Annotated in this window: 21 protein-coding genes, 1 tRNA gene, 1 pseudogene and 1 riboswitch; of the genes and pseudogenes, 10 read left to right on the top strand and 13 right to left on the bottom strand. The window is 60.2% G+C overall.

Going from position 1 to position 24376, the window contains the following annotated elements; translation table 11 throughout:
- Position 1 precedes the first annotated feature (1 nt).
- Complete coding sequence (locus AB7M32_RS28480; protein WP_454252068.1) at positions 2 to 1066, top strand: sensor histidine kinase; 1065 nt, start codon at positions 2 to 4, stop codon at positions 1064 to 1066.
- Positions 1067 to 1117: 51 nt separating this feature from the next.
- Positions 1118 to 3343 (top strand): OsmC domain/YcaO domain-containing protein, encoded by a 2226-nt coding sequence (locus AB7M32_RS28475; protein WP_454252067.1) that lies wholly within the window; start codon positions 1118 to 1120, stop codon positions 3341 to 3343.
- Between the two features lie 48 nt (positions 3344 to 3391).
- Here AB7M32_RS28475 and AB7M32_RS28470 read toward each other — a convergent pair whose 3' ends face one another.
- From AB7M32_RS28470 to AB7M32_RS28460, 3 genes are read right to left on the bottom strand one after another with little or no spacing between them, the layout of a single operon-like run.
- Positions 3392 to 4183 carry an ABC transporter ATP-binding protein gene (locus AB7M32_RS28470; protein ID WP_454252066.1) on the bottom strand — a complete coding sequence of 264 codons (792 nt, stop codon included), beginning with the start codon at positions 4181 to 4183 and terminating at the stop codon, positions 3392 to 3394.
- Positions 4180 to 5196 (bottom strand): FecCD family ABC transporter permease, encoded by a 1017-nt coding sequence (locus tag AB7M32_RS28465; RefSeq protein WP_454252065.1) that lies wholly within the window; start codon positions 5194 to 5196, stop codon positions 4180 to 4182. Before AB7M32_RS28465 ends, AB7M32_RS28470 begins: the two co-directional genes overlap by 4 nt.
- Positions 5193 to 6206: an ABC transporter substrate-binding protein gene (locus AB7M32_RS28460; RefSeq protein ID WP_454252064.1), complete on the bottom strand. Its 1014-nt coding sequence runs from the start codon at positions 6204 to 6206 to the stop codon at positions 5193 to 5195. The genes AB7M32_RS28465 and AB7M32_RS28460 overlap by 4 nt, the downstream gene beginning before the upstream one ends.
- Before the next feature lie 140 nt (positions 6207 to 6346).
- Positions 6347 to 6540: riboswitch (cobalamin riboswitch) on the bottom strand.
- 144 nt (positions 6541 to 6684) lie between these two features.
- Between AB7M32_RS28460 and AB7M32_RS28455 the strand changes: the two genes are divergently transcribed.
- On the top strand, positions 6685 to 7128 hold the full coding sequence (locus AB7M32_RS28455; RefSeq protein ID WP_454252063.1) for a DUF3592 domain-containing protein: 444 nt from the start codon (positions 6685 to 6687) through the stop codon (positions 7126 to 7128).
- 4 nt (positions 7129 to 7132) lie between these two features.
- Complete coding sequence (locus AB7M32_RS28450; RefSeq protein WP_454252062.1) at positions 7133 to 7720, top strand: hypothetical protein; 588 nt, start codon at positions 7133 to 7135, stop codon at positions 7718 to 7720.
- 672 nt (positions 7721 to 8392) lie between these two features.
- Here the strand turns inward: AB7M32_RS28450 and AB7M32_RS28445 are convergent.
- Positions 8393 to 8479 (bottom strand): annotated as a pseudogene (locus AB7M32_RS28445) (nucleoid-structuring protein H-NS); the annotation flags it as partial.
- A gap of 322 nt (positions 8480 to 8801) precedes the next feature.
- On the opposite strand from AB7M32_RS28445, the gene AB7M32_RS28440 reads away from it, so the two are divergent.
- Positions 8802 to 10865, top strand: coding sequence for a calcium-binding protein (locus AB7M32_RS28440; RefSeq protein WP_454252061.1), 2064 nt, complete (start codon positions 8802 to 8804; stop codon positions 10863 to 10865).
- A 104-nt stretch (positions 10866 to 10969) separates the two neighbouring features.
- Here the strand turns inward: AB7M32_RS28440 and AB7M32_RS28435 are convergent, their stop codons facing one another.
- The 9 genes from AB7M32_RS28435 to AB7M32_RS28395 all read right to left on the bottom strand — a co-directional run bounded on the left by AB7M32_RS28435 (position 10970) and on the right by AB7M32_RS28395 (position 19396).
- Entirely contained in the window at positions 10970 to 12178 is a 1209-nt protein-coding gene (locus tag AB7M32_RS28435; RefSeq protein WP_454252060.1) for an MFS transporter, read from the bottom strand.
- Positions 12179 to 12476: 298 nt separating this feature from the next.
- Complete coding sequence (gene ychF, locus AB7M32_RS28430) at positions 12477 to 13577, bottom strand: redox-regulated ATPase YchF (RefSeq protein WP_060740647.1); 1101 nt, start codon at positions 13575 to 13577, stop codon at positions 12477 to 12479.
- 22 nt (positions 13578 to 13599) lie between these two features.
- Positions 13600 to 14184, bottom strand: a complete 585-nt coding sequence (gene pth, locus AB7M32_RS28425) for an aminoacyl-tRNA hydrolase (RefSeq protein ID WP_003185374.1) — start codon at positions 14182 to 14184, stop codon at positions 13600 to 13602.
- Between the two features lie 166 nt (positions 14185 to 14350).
- Positions 14351 to 14953, bottom strand: a complete 603-nt coding sequence (locus tag AB7M32_RS28420) for a 50S ribosomal protein L25/general stress protein Ctc (RefSeq protein ID WP_060740648.1) — start codon at positions 14951 to 14953, stop codon at positions 14351 to 14353.
- 142 nt (positions 14954 to 15095) lie between these two features.
- Positions 15096 to 16037: a ribose-phosphate pyrophosphokinase gene (locus AB7M32_RS28415; protein WP_003171603.1), complete on the bottom strand. Its 942-nt coding sequence runs from the start codon at positions 16035 to 16037 to the stop codon at positions 15096 to 15098.
- Between the two features lie 47 nt (positions 16038 to 16084).
- Positions 16085 to 16159, bottom strand: a tRNA-Gln gene (locus AB7M32_RS28410).
- A gap of 37 nt (positions 16160 to 16196) precedes the next feature.
- Positions 16197 to 17048, bottom strand: a complete 852-nt coding sequence (gene ispE / locus AB7M32_RS28405) for a 4-(cytidine 5'-diphospho)-2-C-methyl-D-erythritol kinase (RefSeq protein WP_103309089.1) — start codon at positions 17046 to 17048, stop codon at positions 16197 to 16199.
- 1 nt (position 17049) lies between these two features.
- Complete coding sequence (gene lolB / locus AB7M32_RS28400; RefSeq protein WP_003205525.1) at positions 17050 to 17667, bottom strand: lipoprotein insertase outer membrane protein LolB; 618 nt, start codon at positions 17665 to 17667, stop codon at positions 17050 to 17052.
- Positions 17668 to 17671: 4 nt separating this feature from the next.
- Positions 17672 to 19396, bottom strand: coding sequence for a tetratricopeptide repeat protein (locus tag AB7M32_RS28395; RefSeq protein ID WP_454252059.1), 1725 nt, complete (start codon positions 19394 to 19396; stop codon positions 17672 to 17674).
- A gap of 172 nt (positions 19397 to 19568) precedes the next feature.
- Between AB7M32_RS28395 and hemA the strand changes: the two genes are divergently transcribed.
- From hemA to murI, 5 genes are read left to right on the top strand one after another with little or no spacing between them, the layout of a single operon-like run.
- Positions 19569 to 20858 (top strand): glutamyl-tRNA reductase, encoded by a 1290-nt coding sequence (hemA, locus tag AB7M32_RS28390; RefSeq protein WP_072409341.1) that lies wholly within the window; start codon positions 19569 to 19571, stop codon positions 20856 to 20858.
- On the top strand, positions 20855 to 21937 hold the full coding sequence (gene prfA / locus AB7M32_RS28385; RefSeq protein ID WP_454252058.1) for a peptide chain release factor 1: 1083 nt from the start codon (positions 20855 to 20857) through the stop codon (positions 21935 to 21937). The genes hemA and prfA overlap by 4 nt, the downstream gene beginning before the upstream one ends.
- A gap of 14 nt (positions 21938 to 21951) precedes the next feature.
- Entirely contained in the window at positions 21952 to 22782 is an 831-nt protein-coding gene (gene prmC / locus AB7M32_RS28380) for a peptide chain release factor N(5)-glutamine methyltransferase (protein ID WP_454252057.1), read from the top strand.
- Positions 22776 to 23531, top strand: a complete 756-nt coding sequence (locus tag AB7M32_RS28375; RefSeq protein WP_454252056.1) for a molybdopterin-synthase adenylyltransferase MoeB — start codon at positions 22776 to 22778, stop codon at positions 23529 to 23531. Before prmC ends, AB7M32_RS28375 begins: the two co-directional genes overlap by 7 nt.
- Positions 23524 to 24315 carry a glutamate racemase gene (gene murI / locus AB7M32_RS28370; protein WP_454252055.1) on the top strand — a complete coding sequence of 264 codons (792 nt, stop codon included), beginning with the start codon at positions 23524 to 23526 and terminating at the stop codon, positions 24313 to 24315. Before AB7M32_RS28375 ends, murI begins: the two co-directional genes overlap by 8 nt.
- The last annotated feature ends 61 nt before the right edge of the window (positions 24316 to 24376 follow it).

Here is a 24376-nt window from a genome sequence, read left to right as displayed (position 1 = left end):
AATGGATGAGGCCAATGGCAAGAATGAGCAAGCGATGGCCACGGTCGCTCGCGAGCTGTTCCTGCTCGGCCAGAAAACCGTCGAGGCGCGGGCGGTGCTGGCGGCGTTGCACAAAGAGCTGAGCGACGCCAACACCCAGCTCGCCGATAAGCAACAGATCGAGCAATTGATCGAGGCCAACCAACAATTGGTGCTAGCGATCCTGTCGGCCCAGTCCGAGGCGCAGAAGCCAAACACCACGCCGGTCGAACAACAGTTGTACCTGGATATGCGCGAAGCCAATGAGCTCCTGGTCATCGCCGCCCTCAGTGCGCAACACCTGAGGACCTCGGCCGAACGCGCGCTAGAGCGTCAACGTAACGTTCTTGCCCTGGTCGCCCATGAATTGCGCAATCCGCTGACCCCTATCAGCATGATTGCCGGCCGACTGGTACGGGTGCCCAGCGAGGAACTGCCGCGCATGCAGAAGGTGATCGAAGCCCAGGTGCGGCATATGTCCCGTTTAGTCGAAGACTTGCTTGACGTCTCTCGCGTCAAGACCGGCAAGCTGCGTCTCGATTGTCAAAGGATCGATCTGCTGCAGGTCATTGATGAGGCCATGGATCTCTGTGAGCCGGTCATGCTCTCCAGGGACTTGCATTTCATTGCCAAACTGCCCGAATGTGCCTTGTCGTTGAACGGCGATCCGGTGCGGCTTGCGCAGATTCTCGGCAATCTGCTGGGCAATGCGGCCAAGTACACCCCGGCAGGTGGCACCGTCGTACTTTCGGTCACCGCCGAAAGCGACACCGTGGAAATAAGCATCCGCGATACCGGCATCGGTATCTCGCCCAAGGCACTGCCGTTCATCTTCGAGCCTTTTGTACAGGATGTTCATGCCATCGGGTTCAATGGCGCGGGCCTGGGCATTGGCCTGACGGTGGTGCGCGAGTTGGTCGAAAGCCACGGCGGCACGGTGATCGGCAAGAGTGCGGGGGATGGGCAGGGTAGCGAGTTCGTGGTGAGGTTGCCGTTGGTGAGTCAACCCACCGGCGAGGAAGGGCTAAAGCACAAGACTTCCGATTGAAAAAGCGGATAATGGCCGCCTATTTTTTGCTCGTTATGCTGGTAATCCCGTATGGAAATCAAGGTCAACTTTCTCGACAACCTTCGACTTGAAGCCAAGTTTGATGACTTTACGGTGGTGGCCGATCAACCTATCCGCTACAAAGGCGATGGCTCGGCCCCCGGGCCGTTCGATTACTTTCTGGCTTCGTCGGCGTTGTGCGCGGCTTACTTTGTGAAGTTGTATTGCCAGACGCGCAATATTCCCACCGAAAACATTCGCCTGTCGCAGAACAATATTGTCGATCCGGAAAATCGCTACAACCAGATCTTCAAGATCCAGGTCGAGCTGCCGGCGGATATCAGTGACAAGGACCGCCAAGGTATTCTGCGTTCCATCGACCGTTGTACGGTGAAGAAGGTCGTGCAAGCCGGGCCTGAGTTTGTCATTGAAGAGGTGGATAACCTCGACGCCGATGCCCAGGCGTTGCTGATGCCCAATTCGGTTTCCCAAGCCGGCACCTATATCGCCGGCAAGGACCTGCCGCTGGAGCAGACCATCGCCAATATGTCGGGTATTTTGGCGGACCTGGGCATGAAGATCGAGATCGCTTCGTGGCGCAATATCGTCCCCAATGTGTGGTCGCTGCATATTCGCGACGCCCACTCGCCGATGTGTTTTACCAATGGCAAGGGCGCGACCAAAGAGAGCGCGCTGGCGTCGGCGTTGGGCGAGTTTATCGAGCGTCTGAACTGCAACTTTTTCTACAACGATCAGTTCTGGGGCGAAGACATCGCCAACGCGGCGTTTGTGCATTACCCGGATGAACGCTGGTTCAAGCCTGGTCGTAAAGATGCGCTGCCGGCGGAAATCCTCGACGAGTACTGCCTGAAAATCTACAACCGCGACGGCGAGCTGCGTGGCTCCCACCTGATCGACACCAACTCGGGTAATGAAGAGCGCGGTATCTGCTCGCTGCCGTACGTACGCCAGTCGGACGGCGAGGTGGTGTATTTTCCGTCCAACCTGATTGAAAACCTGTTCCTGAGCAACGGCATGAGCGCCGGTAACACGCTGGCCGAGGCTCAGGTGCAATGCCTGTCGGAGATTTTCGAGCGCGCGGTCAAACGCGAGATCATCGAAGGTGAATTCGCACTGCCCGATGTACCGGCCAACGTGCTGGCGAAGTATCCGGGAATCATGGCCGGTATTCAGGCGCTGGAAGAGCAGGGGTTCCCCGTCCTGGTCAAGGATGCCTCCCTGGGGGGCGAATTCCCGGTGATGTGCGTCACGTTGATGAACCCGCGTACCGGCGGTGTGTTTGCCTCGTTCGGCGCACACCCGAGCCTGGAAGTGGCGCTGGAACGCAGCCTGACCGAATTGTTGCAGGGCCGCAGTTTCGAAGGCCTCAACGACTTGCCCCAGCCGACGTTCGAAGGTCATGCGGTGACCGAGCCGAATAACTTCGTCGAGCACTTCATCGACTCCAGCGGCGTGGTGTCGTGGCGCTTTTTCAGCGCCAAGTCAGATTACGAATTCGTGGAGTGGGACTTCTCCGGCCAGGGTGAAAACTCGAATGCCGAGGAAGCCGCGACCTTGTTCGGCATTCTCGAAGGCATGGGCAAGGAAGTGTACATGGCGGTCTACGAGCACATCGGCGCGAAAGCGTGCCGTATCCTGGTGCCGGGCTATTCGGAAATCTATCCCGTGGACGATCTGATCTGGGATAACACCAACAAAGCGCTGTTTTTCCGCGCCGACATCCTGAACCTGCATCGCCTCGACGAAGACGAACTGCAAGCGCTGGTGGAGCGTCTGGTGGAAAGCGAGCTGGACGACTACACCGACATCACCACGTTGATCGGCATCGAGTTCGATGACAACACGGCTTGGGGCCAGTTGACGATCCTGGAATTGAAGCTGCTGATCTATCTGGCCTTGCAGCAGTTCGAAGAGGCGAAGGAAGCGGTGGAAACCTTCTTGCAGTACAACGACAACACGGTGGAGCGTGGGTTGTTCTACCAGGCCGTGAATGTGGTGCTGGAGATGAAGCTGGACGAAGACCTGGAACTGGAAGACTACGAGGCCAATTTCCGCCGGATGTTTGGCAACGAACGGATGGATGCGGCGATCGGCTCGGTGGACGGCAGCGTGCGCTTCCATGGCTTGACGCCGACCAGCATGAAGCTGGAGGGGCTCGATAGACACCTGCGCCTGATCGACAGCTACAAAAAACTCCACGCGGCGCGGGCCAATGTGTCGGCTTTATCTTCTGGACTCGCCCCGTCGATTGGCTAAATCCCGGCTCTTGCATGGGTTCGGTTTTTTCCGAACCCCGAGATTCAGTCAAACGGAACGAAATCGCAGGATCTGCGCGCCGTCGAAAGGGTCGATCAGGTAATGAGCATGCACGCCGAACGTATCCTGCAAGCGTTGCGGGGTCAGCACCTCAAGAGGTTTGCCTAGCGCCACCAACCGGCCCCGTTCCAGTACCGCCAGGCGATCACAGGTTAACGCCTGGTTCAGGTCGTGCAGGGCGATGACCGTCGTGACAGGTAGCGCTTGCACAACGTTCAGGATGGCGAGCTGATGCTGGATATCCAAGTGATTGGTGGGTTCGTCCAGCAATAGAATCTGCGGACGTTGAGCCAGGGCCCGAGCGATGTGAACACGCTGGCGTTCACCGCCGGACAGACTGTGCCAGGTGCGGTTTTTCAAGTGCGCCGCATCGACGTCCCACAGCGCCTGCTGGACGATGGCAGCGTCTTCGTGTGACCACGGACTCAAGGCTGACAGCCACGGCGTTCGACCCAAGGCAACGGCATCGAACACGCTGATCGCATCCAGTGTGTCGGCCTGTTGCTCAACCACGGCCAGGGTCTGCGCCACGGTTCGCCGTGCCAGCGTCTTGAGGGGCTGGTTGTTGAGGCGAATGTCGCCCCGGCTGGGGGCGCGCACGCCCGCCAGCAGTTTGAGCAGTGTGGATTTTCCCGAACCGTTGGGCCCGACGAGGCCCAGGGTTTCGCCCCGGCGGATGTCCAGGTGGATATCGTGCAACAACTCGGCGTCGCGCACTTGGAACCCGAGGCCGGAACAACTCAGCACGGAGTCGCCGATAACAGAGCTGACGGCATTCATCGGGCATTGCTCCGACCGATCAGGATCAACGCGAACACCGGAGCGCCCACCAGTGCCGTGATAACGCCGACCGGGATCACTTGGCCTTTGATCAGCGTTCGAGAGAAGACGTCGGCGGCGATCAGAAACACCGCGCCACCCAGCGCACTCGCCGGCAACAGGCGCGCATGCCGGGTGCCCAGCAACAAACGCACGGCATGGGGAATGACCAACCCGACAAAACCGATGGAGCCCACAATCGATACCATCACCGCTGTTACCAGCGCCGCGCAACTGATCAGCAGAAATTGCACCCGGCGTACCGGAATGCCAAGGGAGGCGGCCGAGTCGGCGCCAAAGGTAAAGGCGTCCAGCGCCCGCCGATGCCACAGGCACACCGCGAGACCGATCAATGCCACGGGCACCGACAGCCACACCGACGGCCAACGCACCCCACTGAGATTTCCCAGCAACCAGAACATGATGCCGCGAGCTTGTTCGGAGCTGGCGGACTTGGTAATCAGAAACGCGGTGAGCGCATTGAACAACTGCGAGCCGGCAATGCCGGCCAGGATGATCTGCCCGGTGCCAGCGGGTGAGCGGCTGGCACGGGCCAGCAAAACGACCAAGGCGAACGCGGCAACGGCCCCGATAAAGGCCCCGACCGACAACGAAATCAGCCCCGCCCCAATGCCCAGTAGCGCCACCAGTACCGCGCCTGTCGAGGCGCCGGCGGAGATGCCGAGCAGGTAAGGATCGGCCAACGGGTTACGCAACAGCGATTGCAAGATCACCCCGCAGGTCGCCAGGCCCGCACCGCAGGCCGCCGCCACCAGCGCACGGGTCAGCCGGTAGTTCCAGACGATGCCTTCGTCTATCGGGTCGAGGGCATAACCTGCGGCCCACAGTTTGTTGGCCAGCACCTGGAACACCACATTCGGTTCAATACTCGTTTCACCGATGGCCACACCGACAATCACTGCCAGGAGCAGCGTCATCAACGCCAGCAACGTTCGAATCAGCGTCGAAGTCATTTCGGCAGGTCGTAGCCGCTGATGGCCGTCGCCAGGGTTTCCAGGCCGCCGAACATTCTGATGCTGGCTTGCATGGCCATGGCGTCGAGAATGATGATGCGGTTGTTTTTCACCGCGTCCATATTGCGGGTCACCGGGTCACTGCGCAGAAATTGCAGCTTCTTTTCATGGTCATCAGCCGGAAAGCGTCGGCGGTCCATGCGGGCAATGACCAGGAAGGTCGGATTGGCCTTGGCGATGGTTTCCCAGCCGACGGTCGGCCATTCCTCGTCGGACTCGATCACGTTGCGCACGCCCAGGGTACTGAGCATGAAGTCTGGAACGCCTTTGTGCCCAGCCACATAGGGATCGATATCCAGGCTGGCGCTGGAGAACCAGAACAGCGCGCTCGTCTGCTTCAGATCCTTGGCCTGCACCGTGGCGATAGACTTCGCCAGGCTGGCCTTGAGTTGGGCGTTCAACTGCTGGCCACGCTCTTGTACGTCGAAGATCTCAGCCAGCTGGCTGATGCTCTTGTAGATACTGTCGATGCGAAACGCCTCCAGTCGCGTGCCATCCGCACCGACCAGATTATCCTTGGCCTCGCAGTCGGAGGGCATCAGGTAGGTGGGGATCTTCAGTTCGTGAAACTGCTCGCGGGTACCGACCACGCCTTGGGGGCCGACCGTCCACTCCAGTTCCGCCACCACCAGTTGCGGGCGTTTGCCGATCACCGCCTCGAAGCTCGGCTCGTTATCGGCCAGGCGTTCGATCTTGTCGTTCTGCGCCTGGTATTTCACCGGCACATCGTTGAACCAGAGCGAAGTGCCGACCACTTTGTCGCTCAACCCCATGGCATAGAGCATTTCAGTGCCGGCCTGGCCGATGGTCACGGCGCGACTGGGGGACTGCTCAAAGGTCAGCGTGCTGCCGCAATTCTCGAGGGTCAGGGGATAGTGAGTCGGGGCCGCGTGGGCGAGGCTCGGCAGACCCAGGGCAATGACGAGGGGGGCAAGGCGCGGCAGCAGCATGATGCAAACTCCAGTTGACCGTACACGGAGCAGGGACGGACTGGAAAACACATCATCGAACGCTGCCGCTGAAGCACTGAAGTGCCGATCGGCCCAGTGACGCGCAACGCAAGGATGCCCTTCCCGGACACCCCGCCGGTTAGTGATTGACTTGGCCGGCAGGTCTCCTGACTGATGCGTCATCGCCTGGCTCCAGCCTTCCCGGGGCAATCCCAGTGGCCATTGAGGAGCAGGCTCAGCACCTACAGTTGCGGGGGCAGTTCCGTTTGATGCCATGCGAGCATCTCGGATTCCCTATTAGTCCCGTGGGGGAACCGGCGATCGGCATGGTAGTCGATCAGGGTGTTTATCACCACTCGCCACTGAGGGTCATCTCCTGGCGTCGTGCGATTGCGGGAATGATTTTCGGGAGGTGCGGCATAGCGCCGCTTCTTGCTATTCTGATCGCCCTCTTCATGGACGAACACTGAGACAAGCCATGGCTAACGACACCCCATCACACATCGGGAAGATATTGCTGGGCCTGCTGTTTGCCCTGATTGGTATCGGCCTGTTGAGCATTGCCATCAATCTCATGCTTGAGCGACGCGAGTTTCTCGACCGCGCACAGACCGCCGATGGCATCGTCAGCCACTTGAATGCCGGTGGTTCGCATCCTGAGATCGCCTTCACCACGAGCAGTGGTGAAAAAATCTCCTACCCCCAGGGCGGCTTCATCTTCGGCTATCAGCAGGGTCAGCCGGTGCGGGTGCATTACCTGCCCGAGCAGCCGGCCAACAGCGCCATCGTTGATGACTCGGGCGCGCTGTGGGGCACTTCCGGGGGCCTGGGTCTTATCGGTCTGGTGTTCACGCTTGTCGGTCTGGCAAAAGCTATCCGTCAGCGCGGTCGCGGTGCGGTTCATTCACATAAAGGACTTTAAACGTATGAGCTACAACATCCCGATCCCGGTCAATGAAAGTCGCTGGCAGTATCAGACCGCTAGCGGTGGCGGCCTGACCGTGGTCATGGTGGCGGGCAGCGGCGGTTCGATCATCCTGCGTTCGCCCCAGGGCGAGGACGTCAGCTACCGCTACGGCGGCGTCGGGGTAGGTGCCGGATTTGGCGCGCGGCTGCCGCGTTTCGGCAAGATCAACATCCAGATCAAGGGTAAGAGTGTTGGTGGGGCGGGGGCAGCTGAGGCTTTTCCCAGCACCGGCAAGGTGTTTGTCAGCGACGCGTTGGTCAGTCGCGACCTGACCAGTGACGACATCACCGGGCCTTGCATGTACACCGAAGTCGGGGTGGGCCTGGGAATCGGTGGTTCGGCCACGGCGCTGTTGTTCGGGCTTGATCCCAAGTTGCTGGCGTTGTCGATGGCACTGAGTTCCAACCCGGCGACTTCGCTCATCGCTTCTACCTTGGTCAACCAGCGGTTGGCGAAGTCGGCCAAGGGGGCGGTGGTCATGGCCGGCATGAACGCTGGCCTGCAGGCCGGTGGTGGCGTCGCGGTTTACATAGGCTATCTGTTCTAGCCTGGGGCGAGGCCACGGTGCCGATTAGAAAAAACTGTGCTTCTTCCTGAGGGGAAAGCGCTGTTTTTTTGGGGCTTGTCTTGGATTTTTGGGTTTGTGTGTATATCCGTTTCTGCGGTAACGGCTACTTATGGTTCCGCCCTTACGGCGGCTCACTTTTGAGAAGCGCAAAAGTAAGCAAAACGCTTTAGCCCCACCACTCGGTGCCTCGCCTAGGCTCGGCATGCCCTCTCTCCGGCATTGCTCCGTGGGCCCGCCGCGAAGGGCCATCCATGGCCCAGCGCGGCTATCCCGGCATCCATGCCGGGATGCCCACTCCACAATGCCTGCGTTCGGCCAGCGTGGTTAACGGGGCGCCGAGATCAACGTCCACCGCGAGGCGGCCTTATAGCCGACCTGGTTCTTGATGGGGACCGCGCTTCTCCTGTGGGAGCGGGCTTGCTCGCGAAGGCGATGTCACTGTCGATGAAGATGTTGAAGGGGCTGGCCTCATCGCGAGCAAGCTCGCTCCCACAGGTTTTTTGTGTTGTGTGCAGATGCTGTGAACACCTGGCGAATCCATGTGGGAGCGAGCTTGCTCGCGATAGCGGTAGTTCAGCTACAAAGATGCCGGATGTGCCCCCGTTCTTGCTTTGCTTTGCTTTGCTTTGCTTTAGATCTTGATCTCGATCTCGGCGCCCCATTAACCACGCTGGCCGAACGTAGGTATTGCGCAGTGGGCACCTCGGCATGGATGCCGAGGTAGCCGCGCTGGGCCACGGATGGCCCTTCGCGGCGGCCCACGGAGCAATGCCTACGTTCGGGCATGCCGAGCCTAGGCGAGGCACCGAGTGGTGGGGCAAGAGCGCTTTGGTTACTTTCGCGCTTTTCGAAAGTGACCCGCCGTAAGGGCGGAACCGCCAGCGGCCGTTACCGCAGAAACGGATATACACCCAAACCTAAATCCTGAGAAGAATCAGCGAAGCCAAGCGCCTACAACAAACCACCGGTCGGACTCTGCTGGTGCCAACGAGGGGGCGGCGTGCGAATCCTTATTGCTCTACTAGAGTGACGGGTCCAGCACCCGTTAAAGGATTAACCCATGGCAACCACTGACAGCGCGATGGCAAATACCCATACCGTGAGAACTGGCCCGGGCACTGTCCAGGTCGACCTCACCGGCCAATTCGATGATAACCAGAGCATCATTATCCAGCCGGACGGCAAGATACTGGTCGGAGGCTATACCGAGTACCTGGCATGGGGATACCCCGGGGCGCCGGGCGAGGAGAGCTACGGCTACGAACAGAACCATTCCGTTATCCGCCTGAACGCGGACGGTAGCCTGGACACCAGCTTCCATGAGGGTGGCGTCGACAGCATCCCTGCCGCCATAGCCCCGGCGTCGCGCTACGAGCTGACGGCGGTACAGTCCGATGGCAAGGTGCTTATCGCCATAGCGCTGGACACCGGCGTACAGGTGGAGCGCTTCAACAGCGACGGAACACGCGATGCCACCTTCGGCCAAAACGGCGCTATTACGGTCGACATCAGCCATGACTTCAAGGACATCGACCTGACGGCCAATACCGATGGCACATTCCAGGTCAGCGCCCGCGGGTTTGACCAGGCCACAGTGACCAGGATTGGCAATGACGGCACGTTCGTCGATGGCTTTGGCAACCATGGCGTGCTGACCGTCGACATTCCCGAAGATGCCTACTACAACGGCGGGATTTCTACTGCGGTGCAGGCAGATGGAGGCGTTGTAGTCGGGGCTGCATACAATGCCGTTGCTGGGGGCGATCCGACGTACGCCTTGCAGCGCTTCAACTCCGACGGCCAGCCAGATACCCATTTCGGTGATGGCGGAGTCCTCTACTTGAGCAGCGCCATGGGGTTTGGCGAAGATTCAGTGGTCACCGTACAGGCTGATGGCAAGATCATCGTGATGGGGCATGGCGAAGGCAGCACCTTGGCGACTGTAGCGCGGCTTAACGCTGACGGCTCCTTTGATACCGGCTTTGGCTCCAATGGCACGGTGACCTTCGAGGCCGACACGCCTGTGGCTCTGACGGTACAGGGCGATGGCAAGATCCTGGCTGCCGGCACGAGCAATGGGGACTTCAGCGTCATCCGCTTGAACGCGGATGGCAGTGTGGATAGCCGTTTCGGCAGCCAGGACGGCAAGCTCCATGTGGACGGATATGCCGGTGAAGAAATCTTGCAGGGGACCGATGCTGCCGAAATCATCCACGGCTTGGCGGGTGACGATGTACTCCAAGGCAACGGCGGACGCGACTTTCTGCAAGGTGGCGCTGGCGCTGACATCTTGCGTTTTACCGAACTGAACGACAGTTTCCGCACGGCAACGCAAAACAACAGCGACCGGGTCCAGGACTTCGACGCCGCTGAGGACCGCATCGACCTGATTGCCCTGGGCTTCACCGGCATTGGCGACGGCCATGACGGCACCTTGGCCATCACGGCCAGCGCGGACGGCACTCGCACTTACCTCAAGAGCTACGACGCGGATGACTCCGGGCAACGGTTTGAACTGGCCTTGGACGGCAACCTGGTGGGGCAACTGGACAGCTCCAACCTGGTGTTCACCGCGCCCACTGTTGAAGGTACGTCGGCCAACGATACGATTACCGGTTCTGCCTTGTCGGAAATCATCTATGGCCTGGGCGGCAATGACCGTATCAACGGCGGTGCGGGGGCTGATGTCATTATCGGCGGCGCCGGCGCTGACCGCCTCAACGGCGGGGATAGAAGCGACATTTCGTTGTGGACAGATAACCATCAAAACGACGACGTGTTCCGCTATACCTCTACCGAGGACAGCTACCGCACTGACAACCAGAGCTTTGCCGACCTGATCGAAGGCTTCACGGTTGACGACAGGATCGATGTATCGGCCCTGGGTTATACCGGTTTCGGAGAGGGTACGGGCACTACGTTGGAGATGGTTTACAACAAGGAGCTGGACCGCACTTATCTGAAGGATGCGGAAGCGGACGCACAAGGCCACTGGTTCCAGATCGCGATTGCCGGGGACTGGCGGGAAAACCTTGGAGAAGACGACATGATCTTTGCCCCCGACGGGGAGGTAGGGCTGATTGGGGTTGCCCCGGAGGTCGATCCAGGGCATCTATTGACCTGACGGCCACATGAGAAGTTGCGTGGCAGTGATTGCTGCCACGCCCCGGCAGCTAGCGCCTCCACGCTGAATGGATTCTGGAGATCGAGGCATGCCAGTCATGCACATCACTGGAAGGTGATTTCGTGACCAGTTGCAGATGAAGTGCGCAGTGTACGCAGCCCCAGAAGCACTATCAGCACCATGGCCAGGCCCGCGACAATCGCGACGCCGAACCCTGCCTGCGCGCCATAGACGTCGATGACCAAGCCCGCCAATACGCCGCCGAGCGCCACGCCGATGCTGACACCGGTCGACATCCACGTAAACCCTTCGGTGATCCTGGAAGGCGGAACAATCATCGTACCGAGATTCATGATGATGACCATCGTTGGCGCAAACGACATGCCTGCCAAAAATAGCATTCCGGAAAGGACATAGACGTTCGGTGAAAGAATGGGCAACACAGCAGTGACTGCCGTTACCAGCGAGCCGATAAAAAACTGCTGATCCATCGGCATGGAAACCCTTAAGGCGCCGAACGTCAGGCCTGCGATCAATGAGCCGAGGGCATAGGTTGCCAGGATGAAGCTGGCAGACGCCGGCCAGCCCTGTGCGTTGGCGAAGGCGACAACCGCCACGTCAACGGATCCTCCAATGACGCCCATCGCCAACAGTGCCAGCACGATGGTAGGAACGCCGGGGATAAGCAAGGTCGACCCTGTGCTCCTCGTCGTGCCCACGACCACCTTCGGTTCCGTCTGCCGCTGCATGAGAAACGCCGTCACGCCGACGATCAACAACAAGACCGCAGCAAGGGGTCCGGCTTGGGCGAAAAAACTGATGCTCAAACCAATGGCAAGTGGTGGGCCGATGACAAAGGCTAGTTCAGTTATAACGGTATCCAGGGAAAAGGCTGTGTGTAGCAGTGGCTTGCCACGGAAAAGTTGTATCCAGCGTGCCCTTATCATGGCGGGCATGCTGGGCATCGTGCCCGCCAATGCCGCGAGAATAAAAAGTAGTGTGGCCGGAGCGCTCATATACACGGCAATGATCAGCGCGAGCAGCATACTGGTGCTGAAGGCCGCCAAAGGGGGCAGAACCCGGCGTTGCCCCCGCCGGTCGACAAGTTTCGATACTTGCGGACCGATAAGCGCAGTCGCCAGGGTATAAGTACCGGCGACCGCGCCTGCCAGCCAATAAAGTCCTGTCTGCTGCACCAACATGGTGATGATGCCAATGCCGATCATTGCCTGTGGCAGACGGGCAATGGCGCTCGTCATCACTAGCCCGATGGCGCCCGGGGCGGAGAACAGTTCGCGGTAGGGGTTTGCCATGATGCTTCCTTTATCATGTGACACTGATGAATAACCCGCTGCCTGTGACACAAACTGATGGGGCGGCAAACCGGCGGCTGGTTATTTGAGCACGCCTGCGAATGGGCCGTTATACGTTATTTGGACAGGACAACACGGTACACGTCGCTGCTGTTCAAGCAAACGAAGGCCAGGGGGATCGGGCGACGGATTGATATCGGACGGTTCTGGATTGCAATGAGATGCTCCAACGCAAAAGCCCCGCATCGCGGGGCGATAACGGGGCTTTTTGAATGCTGCGTGGAAGCGGCGTAGCGGGTTAGACGTTAAAGCGGAAGTGCATCACGTCGCCGTCCTTGACGATGTATTCCTTGCCTTCCAGACGCCATTTACCCGCTTCCTTGGCGCCTGCTTCGCCCTTGTACTGGATGAAATCCGAGTAGGCGATGACTTCGGCACGGATGAAGCCTTTTTCGAAGTCAGTGTGGATCACACCGGCGGCTTGCGGTGCGGTGGCACCCACGCGGACGGTCCAGGCGCGCACTTCTTCGACACCGGCGGTGAAGTAGGTCTGCAGGTGAAGCATCTCGTAGCCGGCGCGGATCACGCGGTTCAGGCCAGGCTCTTCCAGGCCCAGGGCCTCGAGGAACATGTCTTTCTCTTCACCGTCGTCCAGCTCGGCGATTTCCGCTTCGATCTTGTTGCAGACCGGAACGACCATGGCGCCTTCTTCCTCGGCAATGGCCTTGACCACGTCCAGGTGCGGGTTGTTCTCGAAACCGTCTTCAGCGACGTTGGCGATGTACATGACCGGCTTGGTGGTCAACAGGTGGAAGCCCTTGATCACCAGTTTCTCGTCGGTGCTCATGTTCTTCATCAGGCTGCGCGCAGGCTTGCCTTCGGTGAAGTGGGCGATCAACTGCTCCAGCAGGCCTTTCTGCACGACTGCGTCCTTGTCGCCGCCCTTGGCGTTGCGGGCAACTTTCTGCAGTTGTTTTTCGCAACTGTCGAGGTCGGCGAAGATCAGTTCCAGGTCGATGATTTCGATGTCGCGTTTCGGGTCGACGCTGTTGGAGACGTGGATCACGTTCTCGTCTTCGAAGCAGCGCACCACGTGGGCGATGGCATCGGTTTCACGGATGTTGGCCAAAAACTTGTTGCCCAGGCCTTCGCCTTTCGACGCGCCAGCCACCAGGCCTGCGATGTCGACGAATTCCATGGTGGTTGGCAGGATGCGCTTGGGGTTGACGATAGCCGCCAAGGCCTCCAGGCGCGGATCGGGCATCGGCACGATGCCGCTGTTCGGCTCGATGGTGCAGAAGGGAAAGTTCTCGGCCGCGATACCGGATTTGGTCAGGGCGTTGAACAGGGTGGACTTGCCGACGTTAGGCAGGCCGACGATGCCGCAATTGAATCCCATGGTGTTTCCCCTCGGATAAGTGTCAGGCCTTCTGGCTGTGCAGGTTTTTCATCGCGCGGTTCCATTCACCGGCGAGAATATCCGGCAGCACGCCGAGGGCAAAGTCGATGCTGGCATCGAGTTTTTCCTGTTCGGCGCGAGGCGCACGACCCAGGACAAAGTTAGAAACCATACTGGCAACGCCCGGGTGGCCGATGCCAAGCCGCAGGCGGTGAAAGGTATTCTGATTACCCAGTTGCGCGATGATGTCGCGCAACCCGTTGTGACCGCCATGGCCGCCGCCTTGCTTGAGCTTGGCAACGCCCGGAGGCAGGTCGAGTTCGTCGTGGGCCACCAGGATTTCTTCAGGCTTGATGCGAAAGAAACCGGCCAATGCCGCCACGGCCTGGCCGCTGCGGTTCATGTAGGTGGTGGGAATCAACAGGCGAACATCCTGACCCTGATGCGAGAAACGCCCGGTCAGGCCGAAATACTTGCGATCGGCTGCCAGGCTGACGCCTTGTGCGTGCGCGATGCGCTCAACAAAAAGGGCCCCTGCGTTATGCCGGGTCTGTTCGTATTCAGCGCCTGGATTTCCCAGGCCAACGATCAGTTTAATGGCAGTCACGATAGGGGCCCTTCCTGGAGTGTGGATAACGATGTCGCAATCAGGCGGTGTTGCGACAGTGGACGAAAATGGCGGATTTACCGTTAAGTAAACTTCGCGTTCTCGCCCGCTGTCTCGCTACGTTCCAGTCCGCGATGTTTCCGGTCACTCCGGCGACAGAGTGAAATTACTCTGCAGCGCCTTCTTCAGTGGCTTCTGGAGCAACACGTGGAGCGTGGACGTTGGCAACAGCCTTGTCATCGCCGTGTGCCAGAGCAACAAACTCAACGCCTTTAGGGGCCTTGAGGTCGGACAGGTGAATGATCGTGCCGACTTCGGCGTCAGCCAGATCGACTTCGATGAATTCAGGCAGGTCTTTCGGCAGGCAGGAAACTTCCAGCTCGGAAGTCACGTGCGAGATCTCGCCGCCTTTCTTGACCGGAGCAGCTTCGTTGATGAAGTGCACTGGAACAACAGCAGTCAGCTTCTGACCGGCAACAACGCGGACGAAGTCAGCGTGCATCACGTGGCCTTTGGCCGGGTGACGCTGCAGGGCTTTGATCACGACGTTTTGCTTGGTGCCGCCAACGTTCAGCTCGATGATGTGGCTGTAGGCCGCTTCGTTTTCGAGCAGTTTGGCAACTTCTTTGGCCAGCATGCTGATGGACTCAGGGGCTTTGTCGCCACCGTAGACTACAGCTGGAACCAGGCTTGCGAGACGACGCAGGCGGCGGCTCGCACCTTTCCCCAGGTCGGAACGCACTTCAGCATTCAGAGTAAAATCGTTCATGTTGTATCTCCAAAATAGCCATGACCGAGTGACGTTTGCGACCAGCGCCAGGCACGGTATGGGCAAAAAAGCCCCGCCCCGACAGGTGATGTCGGGGCGGGGCGCTTTTCGTCAACGAGGTGTCCTGGAAAGGGCAGGGCCCTTAGCGGAACATCGCGCTGATCGATTCTTCATTGCTGATGCGGCGAACCGCTTCGGCAACCACCGGTGCGATATCCAGTTGACGGATACGCGCACAGGCTTGTGCTGCAGCGGACAGCGGAATGGTGTTGGTCACCACCAGCTCGTCCAGCACGGAATTTTCAATGTTCTCGATTGCCCGACCGGACAGCACAGGGTGTGTGCAGTAGGCAAAGACCTTGGCAGCGCCATGCTCTTTCAGGGCCTTGGCCGCGTGGCACAGGGTGCCGGCGGTATCGACCATGTCATCGACCAGGATACAGGTGCGCCCTTCGACGTCGCCGATGATGTGCATCACTTCGGAGTGATTGGCTTTCTCACGGCGTTTGTCGATGATACCCAGATCCACACCCAAGGATTTGGCAACAGCCCGTGCACGCACGACGCCGCCAATGTCCGGGGACACGATCATCAGGTTTTCGAAGCGCTGATCTTCAATATCATCCACCAGGACGGGGGAGCCGTAGATGTTATCCACGGGAATATCGAAGAACCCCTGAATCTGGTCGGCATGCAGATCAACCGTGAGGACACGGTCGATGCCGACTACGGTGAGCATATCAGCCACGACTTTCGCGCTGATGGCCACACGTGCGGAACGCGGACGGCGATCCTGACGGGCATAACCAAAGTAAGGAATAACAGCAGTGATACGAGTAGCCGAGGAACGGCGGAAGGCATCAGCCATCACGACGAGTTCCATCAGGTTATCGTTGGTCGGAGCGCAAGTCGGCTGAATAATGAAGACGTCTTTACCGCGAACGTTTTCATTGATCTCGGCAGTGATTTCGCCGTCGGAAAATTTACCGACAGAAATGTCACCGAGAGGGATATGCAGCTGACGTACGACACGTCGAGCCAGATCGGGGTTGGCGTTCCCCGTAAAGACCATCATCTTGGACACGCGCAGTACCTGAAGGCTGAGGGTATACCTGGATGAGTATAGGAAAATGGCAGGGGCGGCTGGATTCGAACCAACGCATGGCAGGATCAAAACCTGCTGCCTTACCGCTTGGCGACGCCCCTGTATCTGTTGCTGCGAGTGCCCAGCACTCGATTCCTTTTAGAGCAGGTCTTGCAGCTTGCGATGCAACATCGAAACGTTGCTTCCTTTTGCTACAAACCCTGTAAGGGTCTCTGTAAGAAGGGCCGAGACTTTATCAGCTTCAGCTTTGCTTGGGAAGCCCCCAAACACACAACTTCCAGTTCCGGTGAGTTTTGCTTCGGTAAATTTACCTAACAAATTCAAAGCGTTACGAACATCTGGATAACGCCTTGCTACCACCGGTAAGCAGTCATTTCGACTGTTTCCCTTGGGAACGGGGCGCACTTTAATGGGAGGAGAGTTACGTGTCAACAGTGGATCTGAAAAAATTTCTGCTGTACTTACAGATACTTGCGGCACCAGCACCAAGTACCAGGGTTCCTCGGGTTCCACTGGGGTGAGTTTTTCCCCGACGCCCTCGGCGAAAGCGGCGTGGCCACGCACGAAAACCGGCACGTCGGCGCCCAGCGTCAGGCCCAGGGCAGCCAGGCGATCGATGTCCCAGCCAAGCTGCCACAAATGGTTGAGGCCCAATAAAGTTGTCGCCGCATTCGAGCTGCCGCCACCGATGCCGCCGCCCATGGGCAGGATTTTTTCGATCCAGATATCGATGCCCAGCGTACAACCGGATTGCGCCTGGAGTTGTTTCGCGGCCTTGACGATCAGGTTGCTGTCGTGGGGCACGCCTTCGAACTCGGTGTGCAGATGAATCACGCCGTCGTCGCGCACGGCAAAAGTGATGTCGTCGCCGTAGTCCAGGAACTGGAAGATCGTCTGCAACTCGTGGTAGCCGTCCGGACGACGGCCAAGGATGTGCAGCATCAGGTTGAGCTTGGCCGGGGAGGGCAGGGTCAGGCGTGCAGCGGTCATGTCATTGCCCCAGCTTGCGCGGCTGCCATTGCTTGATCACCAGCGTGACGTCGAGGTTGCTGCCGTGCAATTTGATGCGCTCGGGCAGCCAGTAGCCGTTCTGCTGGGCATAGCTGAGGTATTCGATCTGCCAGTCATCCTGTTCCAGGTTGGACAGGCGGCTGTCGGCGTCGAGGGTCAGGCGACTTTTACTGTCCGGTGCCGGCAGCCCGCGAACCCACCAGGTCAGGTGGGAGACCGGCAGTTTCCAGCCCAGCTGTTCTTCCAGCAGCGCTTCGGGGGTTGGGGCTTCGTAGCGTCCCTGATTGGCGACTTCCAGGGAAACCTGGCCCGGCCGGCCCGTCAGGCGGGCCGCGCCGCGACCCAGTGGGCCCGACAGGCGAATGTCGTAGTAATCCTGGCGTTGCAGCCAGAACAGCGTGCCGCTGCCCGAGTCTTTCGGGGCGCGGATGCCGATCTTGCCGTCGATCTGCCAGCCGTCCAGGCCGCTCAGTTGTTGCTTGTGCTCGCGCCACTGGGCCTGGTTGCCCTGGCCCTGGACGGATTCACGGGCGCCGAAGCCCGCGCAACCGGCGAGCAAGGCAATGAAGCTGAAAACGATGAGATGGCGCAAAAACATAATCTTAAAGAGTCTCGGATCCGGTCAGGCGTTTGATGGTGCTGCGCAAGATAGGGCTGTCAGGCTGATCCTTGAGGAATCGGCTCCAGATCTGCCGGGCTTCGCGTTGTTTGCCGTTGGCCCACAGGACCTCGCCCAGGTGAGCGGCGACTTCCTGGTCGGGAAAACGCTCCAGTGCCTGGCGCAACAGGCGTTCGGCTTCGTCGAGATTGCCCAGGCGGAAATTCACCCAGCCAAGGCTGTCGAGTACCGCCGGGTCTTCGGGATTGATCTGGTGGGCCTGTTCGATCAGCACCTTGGCTTCGTCATAGCGGGTGGTGCGATCCGACAAGGTGTAACCGAGGGCATTGAGGGCCATGGCGTTGTCCGGGTCGCGCTGGATGATCAGGCGCAGGTCTTTTTCCATCTGGGCCAGGTCATTGCGTTTTTCCGCCAGCATGGCGCGGGTATACAACAGGTTCAGGTCGTCCGGGTACTGCTTCAAGGCTTGCTGCAGTACGTTCCAGGCCTTGTCGCCCTGATTGTTGGCCGCCAGGGTTTCGGCTTCGATCAGGTACAACTGGATGCCGTAGTCCGGCTGGGAGTCGCGTTGTACCGCGAGGCGGCTCTGGGCATCGGCGGTCTTGCCATTGCTGATCAGGATATCGGCCTGGCGCAACTGCGCCGGCAGATAGTCGTTGCCCGGGCCGACCTGGGCGTACTCGATCAGTGCGCTCTCGGGGTCGTTGCGTTCCTCGGCGATGCGACCCAGGTTCAAATGGGCCGAGTCGACATGGCTTTCCCGGGCGATCAGGTCCTCCAGGTACCCCTTGGCCTCTTCCCAAGCCTTGGCCTCCAGGCAGACCAGCGCCAGGGAATAGCGCAACTCGTCGTCTTCCGGGTATTGCTGGACCAGGCTGGAGAACTCCACCTTGGCGTCGTCCATGCGGTTGTTTTCCACCAGCATGCGGGCGTAGGTGAGGCGCAGGCGTTTGTCGTCCGGGTACTTCTTGATGCTTTTTTCCAGCAGCGGCAAGGCTTCATCGCCGCGGTTCAAGCCTTGCAGCAGGCGAGCACGCAGCAGGATCGGCGCTACTTCGCCGGCTTCCGGCGGGTTGTCTTCCAGCAGGGTGAGGGCGCCCTGGGTGTCGCCATCCTGTTGCAGCAGCAGGGCCTTGCCGAAAATCAGCTGGCCGTTATTCGGGTGGCGCTGCAACAGGCGATCGAAGCTTTTCATCAGGCCGTTGCGGGTTTCCTGATCGGTATCGGCGGCGGACAGCGCCAGGAAGTCGAAATGGGTGTCGCCCTTGCCCAGCAGGACTTTCTCCATGTAGACCATGGAGTCGTCGTAGCGCCCGGCCCGGGCCAGTTGCACGGCGGCGGCGCGCTGCGCTTCCAGGTCATCGGGGGCGTTCCTGGCCCAGATCAGCGCGGTATCGAGCGCGGGCTGGTCGGCGCCCAGGTATTCGGCAATGCGAAATGCCCGTTCGGAGATGCCCGGGTCCTGGGTATTGATGGCCTGGGTCACGTAGTTGTCCAGCGCAATGTCGAAACGATTGCGCTGGCCTGCCAGTTCGGCGCTCAACAGGCTGAAGACGGTTTCTTCGCTGAACGAGCCATAGACCTTGGGTTTTTCAGGGGCCTGCACGCTGTTTTCGACTGGCGGCGTACCGTCCGTCGAAACGGGGGCCATGGACTGGCAGCCGCTGAGCATGGCAAGGGCGAGGAGCAACGCGGAAGATCTATTCATATAGGAAGAGGACGACTAACCTGCGGTCGGATCATCATGACACAAGCCTTGGGTCAAACATAACCGCCCCGTCGATTTACAACCCAGGGCAGGGCGATAGAGATCGAGTGGTTGTTCTGAATCTGACGAAGTAGGACAATTGCCGGCTTCACGTCACCATCAGCGACCTTGAATGGCCTTCCTTGCACTCGGTATTAACCACAAGACTGCTTCAGTAGACGTCCGCGAGCGCGTGGCCTTTACGCCTGAGCAGCTGGTTGAGGCCCTGCAGCAGCTCTGCCGACTCACCGACAGCCGCGAAGCTGCGATCCTCTCCACCTGCAATCGCAGTGAGCTTTATATAGAACAGGATCACGTTTCGGCCGATTCAGTGCTGCGCTGGCTGGCCGAATATCACAACCTGAGTCTTGAAGAGCTGCGCGCCAGCGCCTATGTGCACGAAGACGATGCGGCCGTTCGTCACATGATGCGCGTCGCCTCGGGGCTCGACTCGCTGGTGCTGGGCGAGCCGCAGATTCTCGGCCAGATGAAGTCGGCCTACGCCGTGGCCCGCGAGGCCGGCACCGTCGGCCCGCTGCTGGGGCGCTTGTTCCAGGCCACATTCAATGCCGCCAAGCAGGTGCGCACCGACACCGCCATTGGCGAGAACCCGGTGTCCGTGGCGTTCGCCGCCGTCAGCCTGGCGAAACAGATTTTCAGTGATTTGCAACGCAGCCAGGCGCTGCTGATCGGCGCCGGTGAGACCATCACCCTGGTCGCTCGTCATCTCCATGACCTGGGGGTGAAACGCATTGTCGTCGCCAACCGGACCCTGGAACGGGCCAGCACCCTGGCCGAACAGTTCGGTGCCCATGCGGTGCTGCTGTCGGACATACCCGCCGAACTGGTGCACAGCGACATCGTCATCAGTTCCACCGCCAGCCAGTTGCCGATCCTCGGCAAGGGCGCCGTGGAAAGTGCCCTGAAGCTGCGCAAGCACAAGCCGATTTTCATGGTGGACATCGCCGTTCCCCGGGACATCGAGCCGGAAGTCGGCGAGCTGGACGACGTTTACCTCTATAGCGTCGACGACCTGCACGAGGTGGTGGCCGAGAACCTCAAGAGCCGGCAGGGCGCAGCCCAGGCGGCGGAAGAGATGATCAGCGTTGGTGCCGAGGACTTCATGGTGCGCTTGCGCGAGCTAGCGGCGGTGGATGTGCTCAAGGCCTATCGTCAACAGAGCGAACGCCTGCGCGACGAGGAGCTGCAAAAGGCCCAGCGCCTGCTGGCCAACGGCGGCAGTGCCGAAGAGGTGCTGGTGCAGCTGGCCCGCGGCCTGACCAACAAGTTGCTCCACGCCCCCAGTGTCCAGCTCAAGAAGCTGACTGCCGAAGGCCGCCTCGATGCGCTGGCCATGGCCCAGGAACTCTTTGCCCTCGGTGAGGGCTCACCGGATAGCTTTTCGGATAAAAAACCGCAATGAAAGCGTCACTGCTCAACAAACTGGACATCCTCCAGGACCGTTTCGAAGAATTGACCGCCTTGCTGGGCGATGGCGAAGTCATTGCCGACCAGAACAAATTCCGCACCTATTCCAAGGAATACGCGGAAGTCGAGCCGATTGTCGCCACCTATAAACAGCTGCTTAAAGTACAGGACGACCTCGAAGGCGCCCAGGCGCTGCTCAAGGACAGCGACCCGGACATGCGCGAAATGGCCGTGGAGGAAGTGCGCGAAGCCAAGGAACAGTTGCTCGAACTGGAAAGCAACCTGCAACGCATGCTGCTGCCCAAGGACCCGAATGACGGGCGCAACGTGTTCCTCGAGATCCGTGCCGGTACCGGCGGCGACGAGGCGGCGATTTTTTCCGGCGACCTGTTCCGCATGTATTCGCGTTATGCCGAGCGTCGCGGTTGGCGGGTGGAGATCCTGTCGGAGAACGAAGGCGAACACGGCGGCTATAAAGAAGTCATCGCCCGGGTCGAAGGCGACAATGTCTACGGCAAGCTGAAGTTCGAATCCGGCGCCCACCGCGTGCAGCGCGTGCCGGCCACCGAGTCCCAGGGGCGTATCCACACTTCGGCCTGCACCGTGGCGGTATTGCCCGAACCGGACGAGCAGGAAGCCATCGAGATCAACCCGGCGGACCTGCGGATCGACACCTACCGCTCCTCCGGCGCGGGCGGCCAGCACGTCAACAAGACCGACTCGGCGATCCGCATCACCCACTTGCCCTCGGGCATCGTGGTCGAGTGCCAGGAAGAACGTTCCCAGCACAAGAACCGCGCGCGGGCCATGGCCTGGTTGTCGGCCAAGCTCAACGACCAGCAGACCAGCGCCGCTGCCAATGCCATTGCCAGCGAACGCAAATTGCTGGTGGGCTCGGGCGATCGCTCCGAACGGATCCGTACCTACAACTTCGCCCAGGGCCGGGTCACCGACCATCGCGTCAACCTGACCCTGTATTCCCTGGACGAGATCCTGGCCGGTGGTGTCGATGCGGTCATCGAGCCGTTGCTGGCCGAGTACCAGGCCGACCAGTTGGCGGCGATTGGCGAGTGAGCACAGGTGAATAAATGACCATCATCGCCAGTCTGTTACGCGCCGCCGAGCTGCCGGATTCGCCCACGCCGCGGCTGGACGCCGAGTTGTTGCTGGCCGCTGCCCTGGGCAAGTCCCGCAGCTTCCTGCACACCTGGCCCGAGCGGATCGTGCCCAGCGAGGCGGCGTTGCTGTTCTCCGAATACCTGCGTCGCCGTCGCTCCGGCGAGCCGGTGGCCTACATCCTTGGGCAGCAGGGCTTCTGGAAGCTCGACCTGGAAGTCGCACCCCATACGCTGATCCCGCGTCCCGACACCGAGTTGTTGGTGGAAACCGCATTGGCCTTGCTGCCCGCGACACCGGCCCGGATCCTGGACCTGGGCACCGGCAGCGGCGCGATTGCCCTGGCATTGGCCAGTGAGCGTGCGGCCTGGAATGTCACGGCGGTCGACCGGGTGCTGGAGGCCGTGGCCCTGGCCGAACGCAATCGCCAGCGCCTGGACCTGCGTAATGTCACGGTGTTGAGCAGCCACTGGTTCAGCGCCTTGGAAGGCGAGCGTTTCCAGTTGATCATCAGTAACCCGCCGTACATCGCGGCCAGCGATCCGCACCTGGCCGAGGGCGACGTGCGTTTCGAGCCGACCAGTGCCTTGGTGGCCGGGCCGGACGGGCTCGATGATCTGCGCCAGATCGTGGCCCAGGCGCCGACGCACCTCGAACCGGGTGGCTGGCTGATGCTCGAGCATGGTTACGATCAGGCCGAGGCGATGCGCGACTTGCTGGGCGCCCAAGGATTTGTTGAAGTCCACAGTCGCAAGGATCTGGGGGGGCATGAGCGCATCAGCCTGGGGTGCCTGCCGTGCTGAACGATCAGGAGCTGTTGCGCTACAGCCGGCAGATTCTGTTGCAGCACGTCGACATCGACGGCCAATTGCGTCTCAAGCAAAGTCGCGTGCTGATCATCGGCCTCGGCGGGCTCGGCGCTCCGGTGGCGTTGTACCTGGCGGCCGCTGGCGTGGGCGAGATGCATCTGGCGGATTTCGACAGCGTCGACCTGACCAACCTGCAACGCCAGGTCATTCACGACACCGACAGCGTCGGCCTGAGCAAGGTCGATTCGGCGATGCGGCGCCTGGGGGCGATCAACCCCGAGGTTCGGTTGATGCCTCACCGGTCCGCCATGGACGAAGACAGCCTGGCCGCTGCGGTCGCTGCGGTGGATGTGGTGCTCGACTGCTCGGACAATTTCTCGACCCGCGAGGCGGTAAACGCGGCCTGTGTCGCGGCGGGTAAGCCGCTGGTCAGCGGCGCGGCGATTCGTCTGGAAGGGCAGTTGTCGGTGTTCGATCCGCGTCGCCCTGAAAGCCCTTGCTACCACTGCCTCTACGGCCACGGTAGCGAAGCCGAGCTGACCTGTAGCGAAGCCGGTGTGATCGGGCCGCTGGTGGGGTTGGTGGGCAGTCTGCAAGCCCTTGAAGCCTTGAAGTTGCTGGTCGGTTTCGGTGAGCCGCTGGTGGGGCGCTTGCTGTTGATCGATGCCTTGGGCACGCGATTCAGAGAGCTGCGGGTCAAGCGTGATCCAGGTTGCAGCGTGTGTGGTGATCAACATGAGTAAAGCGCCGGTCGGAGTGCTCGACTCGGGCGTCGGCGGGCTGTCGGTGCTGGGCGAGATCCGTCAGTTGCTGCCCAATGAGTCGCTGCTGTACGTGGCTGACTGTGGGCATATTCCCTACGGTGAGAAAACCCCAGAATACATCCGACAGCGCAGCACGATCATTGCCGACTTTCTCCTGGGCCAGGGCGCCAAGGCGCTGGTGGTGGCCTGCAACACCGCAACGGTCGCGGCCGTTGCCGACCTGCGCCGTGATTTCCCCCACTGGCCGATCGTCGGCATGGAGCCGGCGGTCAAACCGGCGGCCGCCGCGACCCGCAGCGGTATCGTCGGCGTACTGGCGACCACCGGCACCTTGCAGAGCGCCAAGTTCGCCGCCTTGCTCGACCGTTTCGCCACCGATGTGCGCGTGATCACCCAGCCGTGCCCGGGCCTGGTCGAGTTGATCGAAGCGGGGGACCTGCACAGCCAGGCCTTGCATCAACTGCTGCAACATTACGTCGAGCCGTTGCTTGCAGCCGGTTGCGATACGCTGATCCTGGGGTGCACCCACTATCCATTCCTCAAGCCATTGCTCAAGCCAATGATTCCGGCCCACATCAGCCTGATCGACACCGGTGCCGCCGTGGCACGCCAACTTCAACGGCTGTTGGCCGAGCGAGACCTATTGGCCGAAGGGCCGGCCCGCGAGACCGAGTTTTGGACAAGTGCAGATCCGATACATTTTAGAAAAATCCTACCATTGCTATGGCATTCGTCTGGCGTTGTGCGAAGCTTCGAACTGTAAGAAAAACGTGAAAATTGTGTGAAACGGGCTGAACTTCTGTTTTACCGCGGATTTCTATAGC

Source organism: Pseudomonas sp. R151218B TE3479, from assembly GCF_053629195.1.
This window is presented reverse-complemented; position numbering and strand designations above follow the sequence as displayed.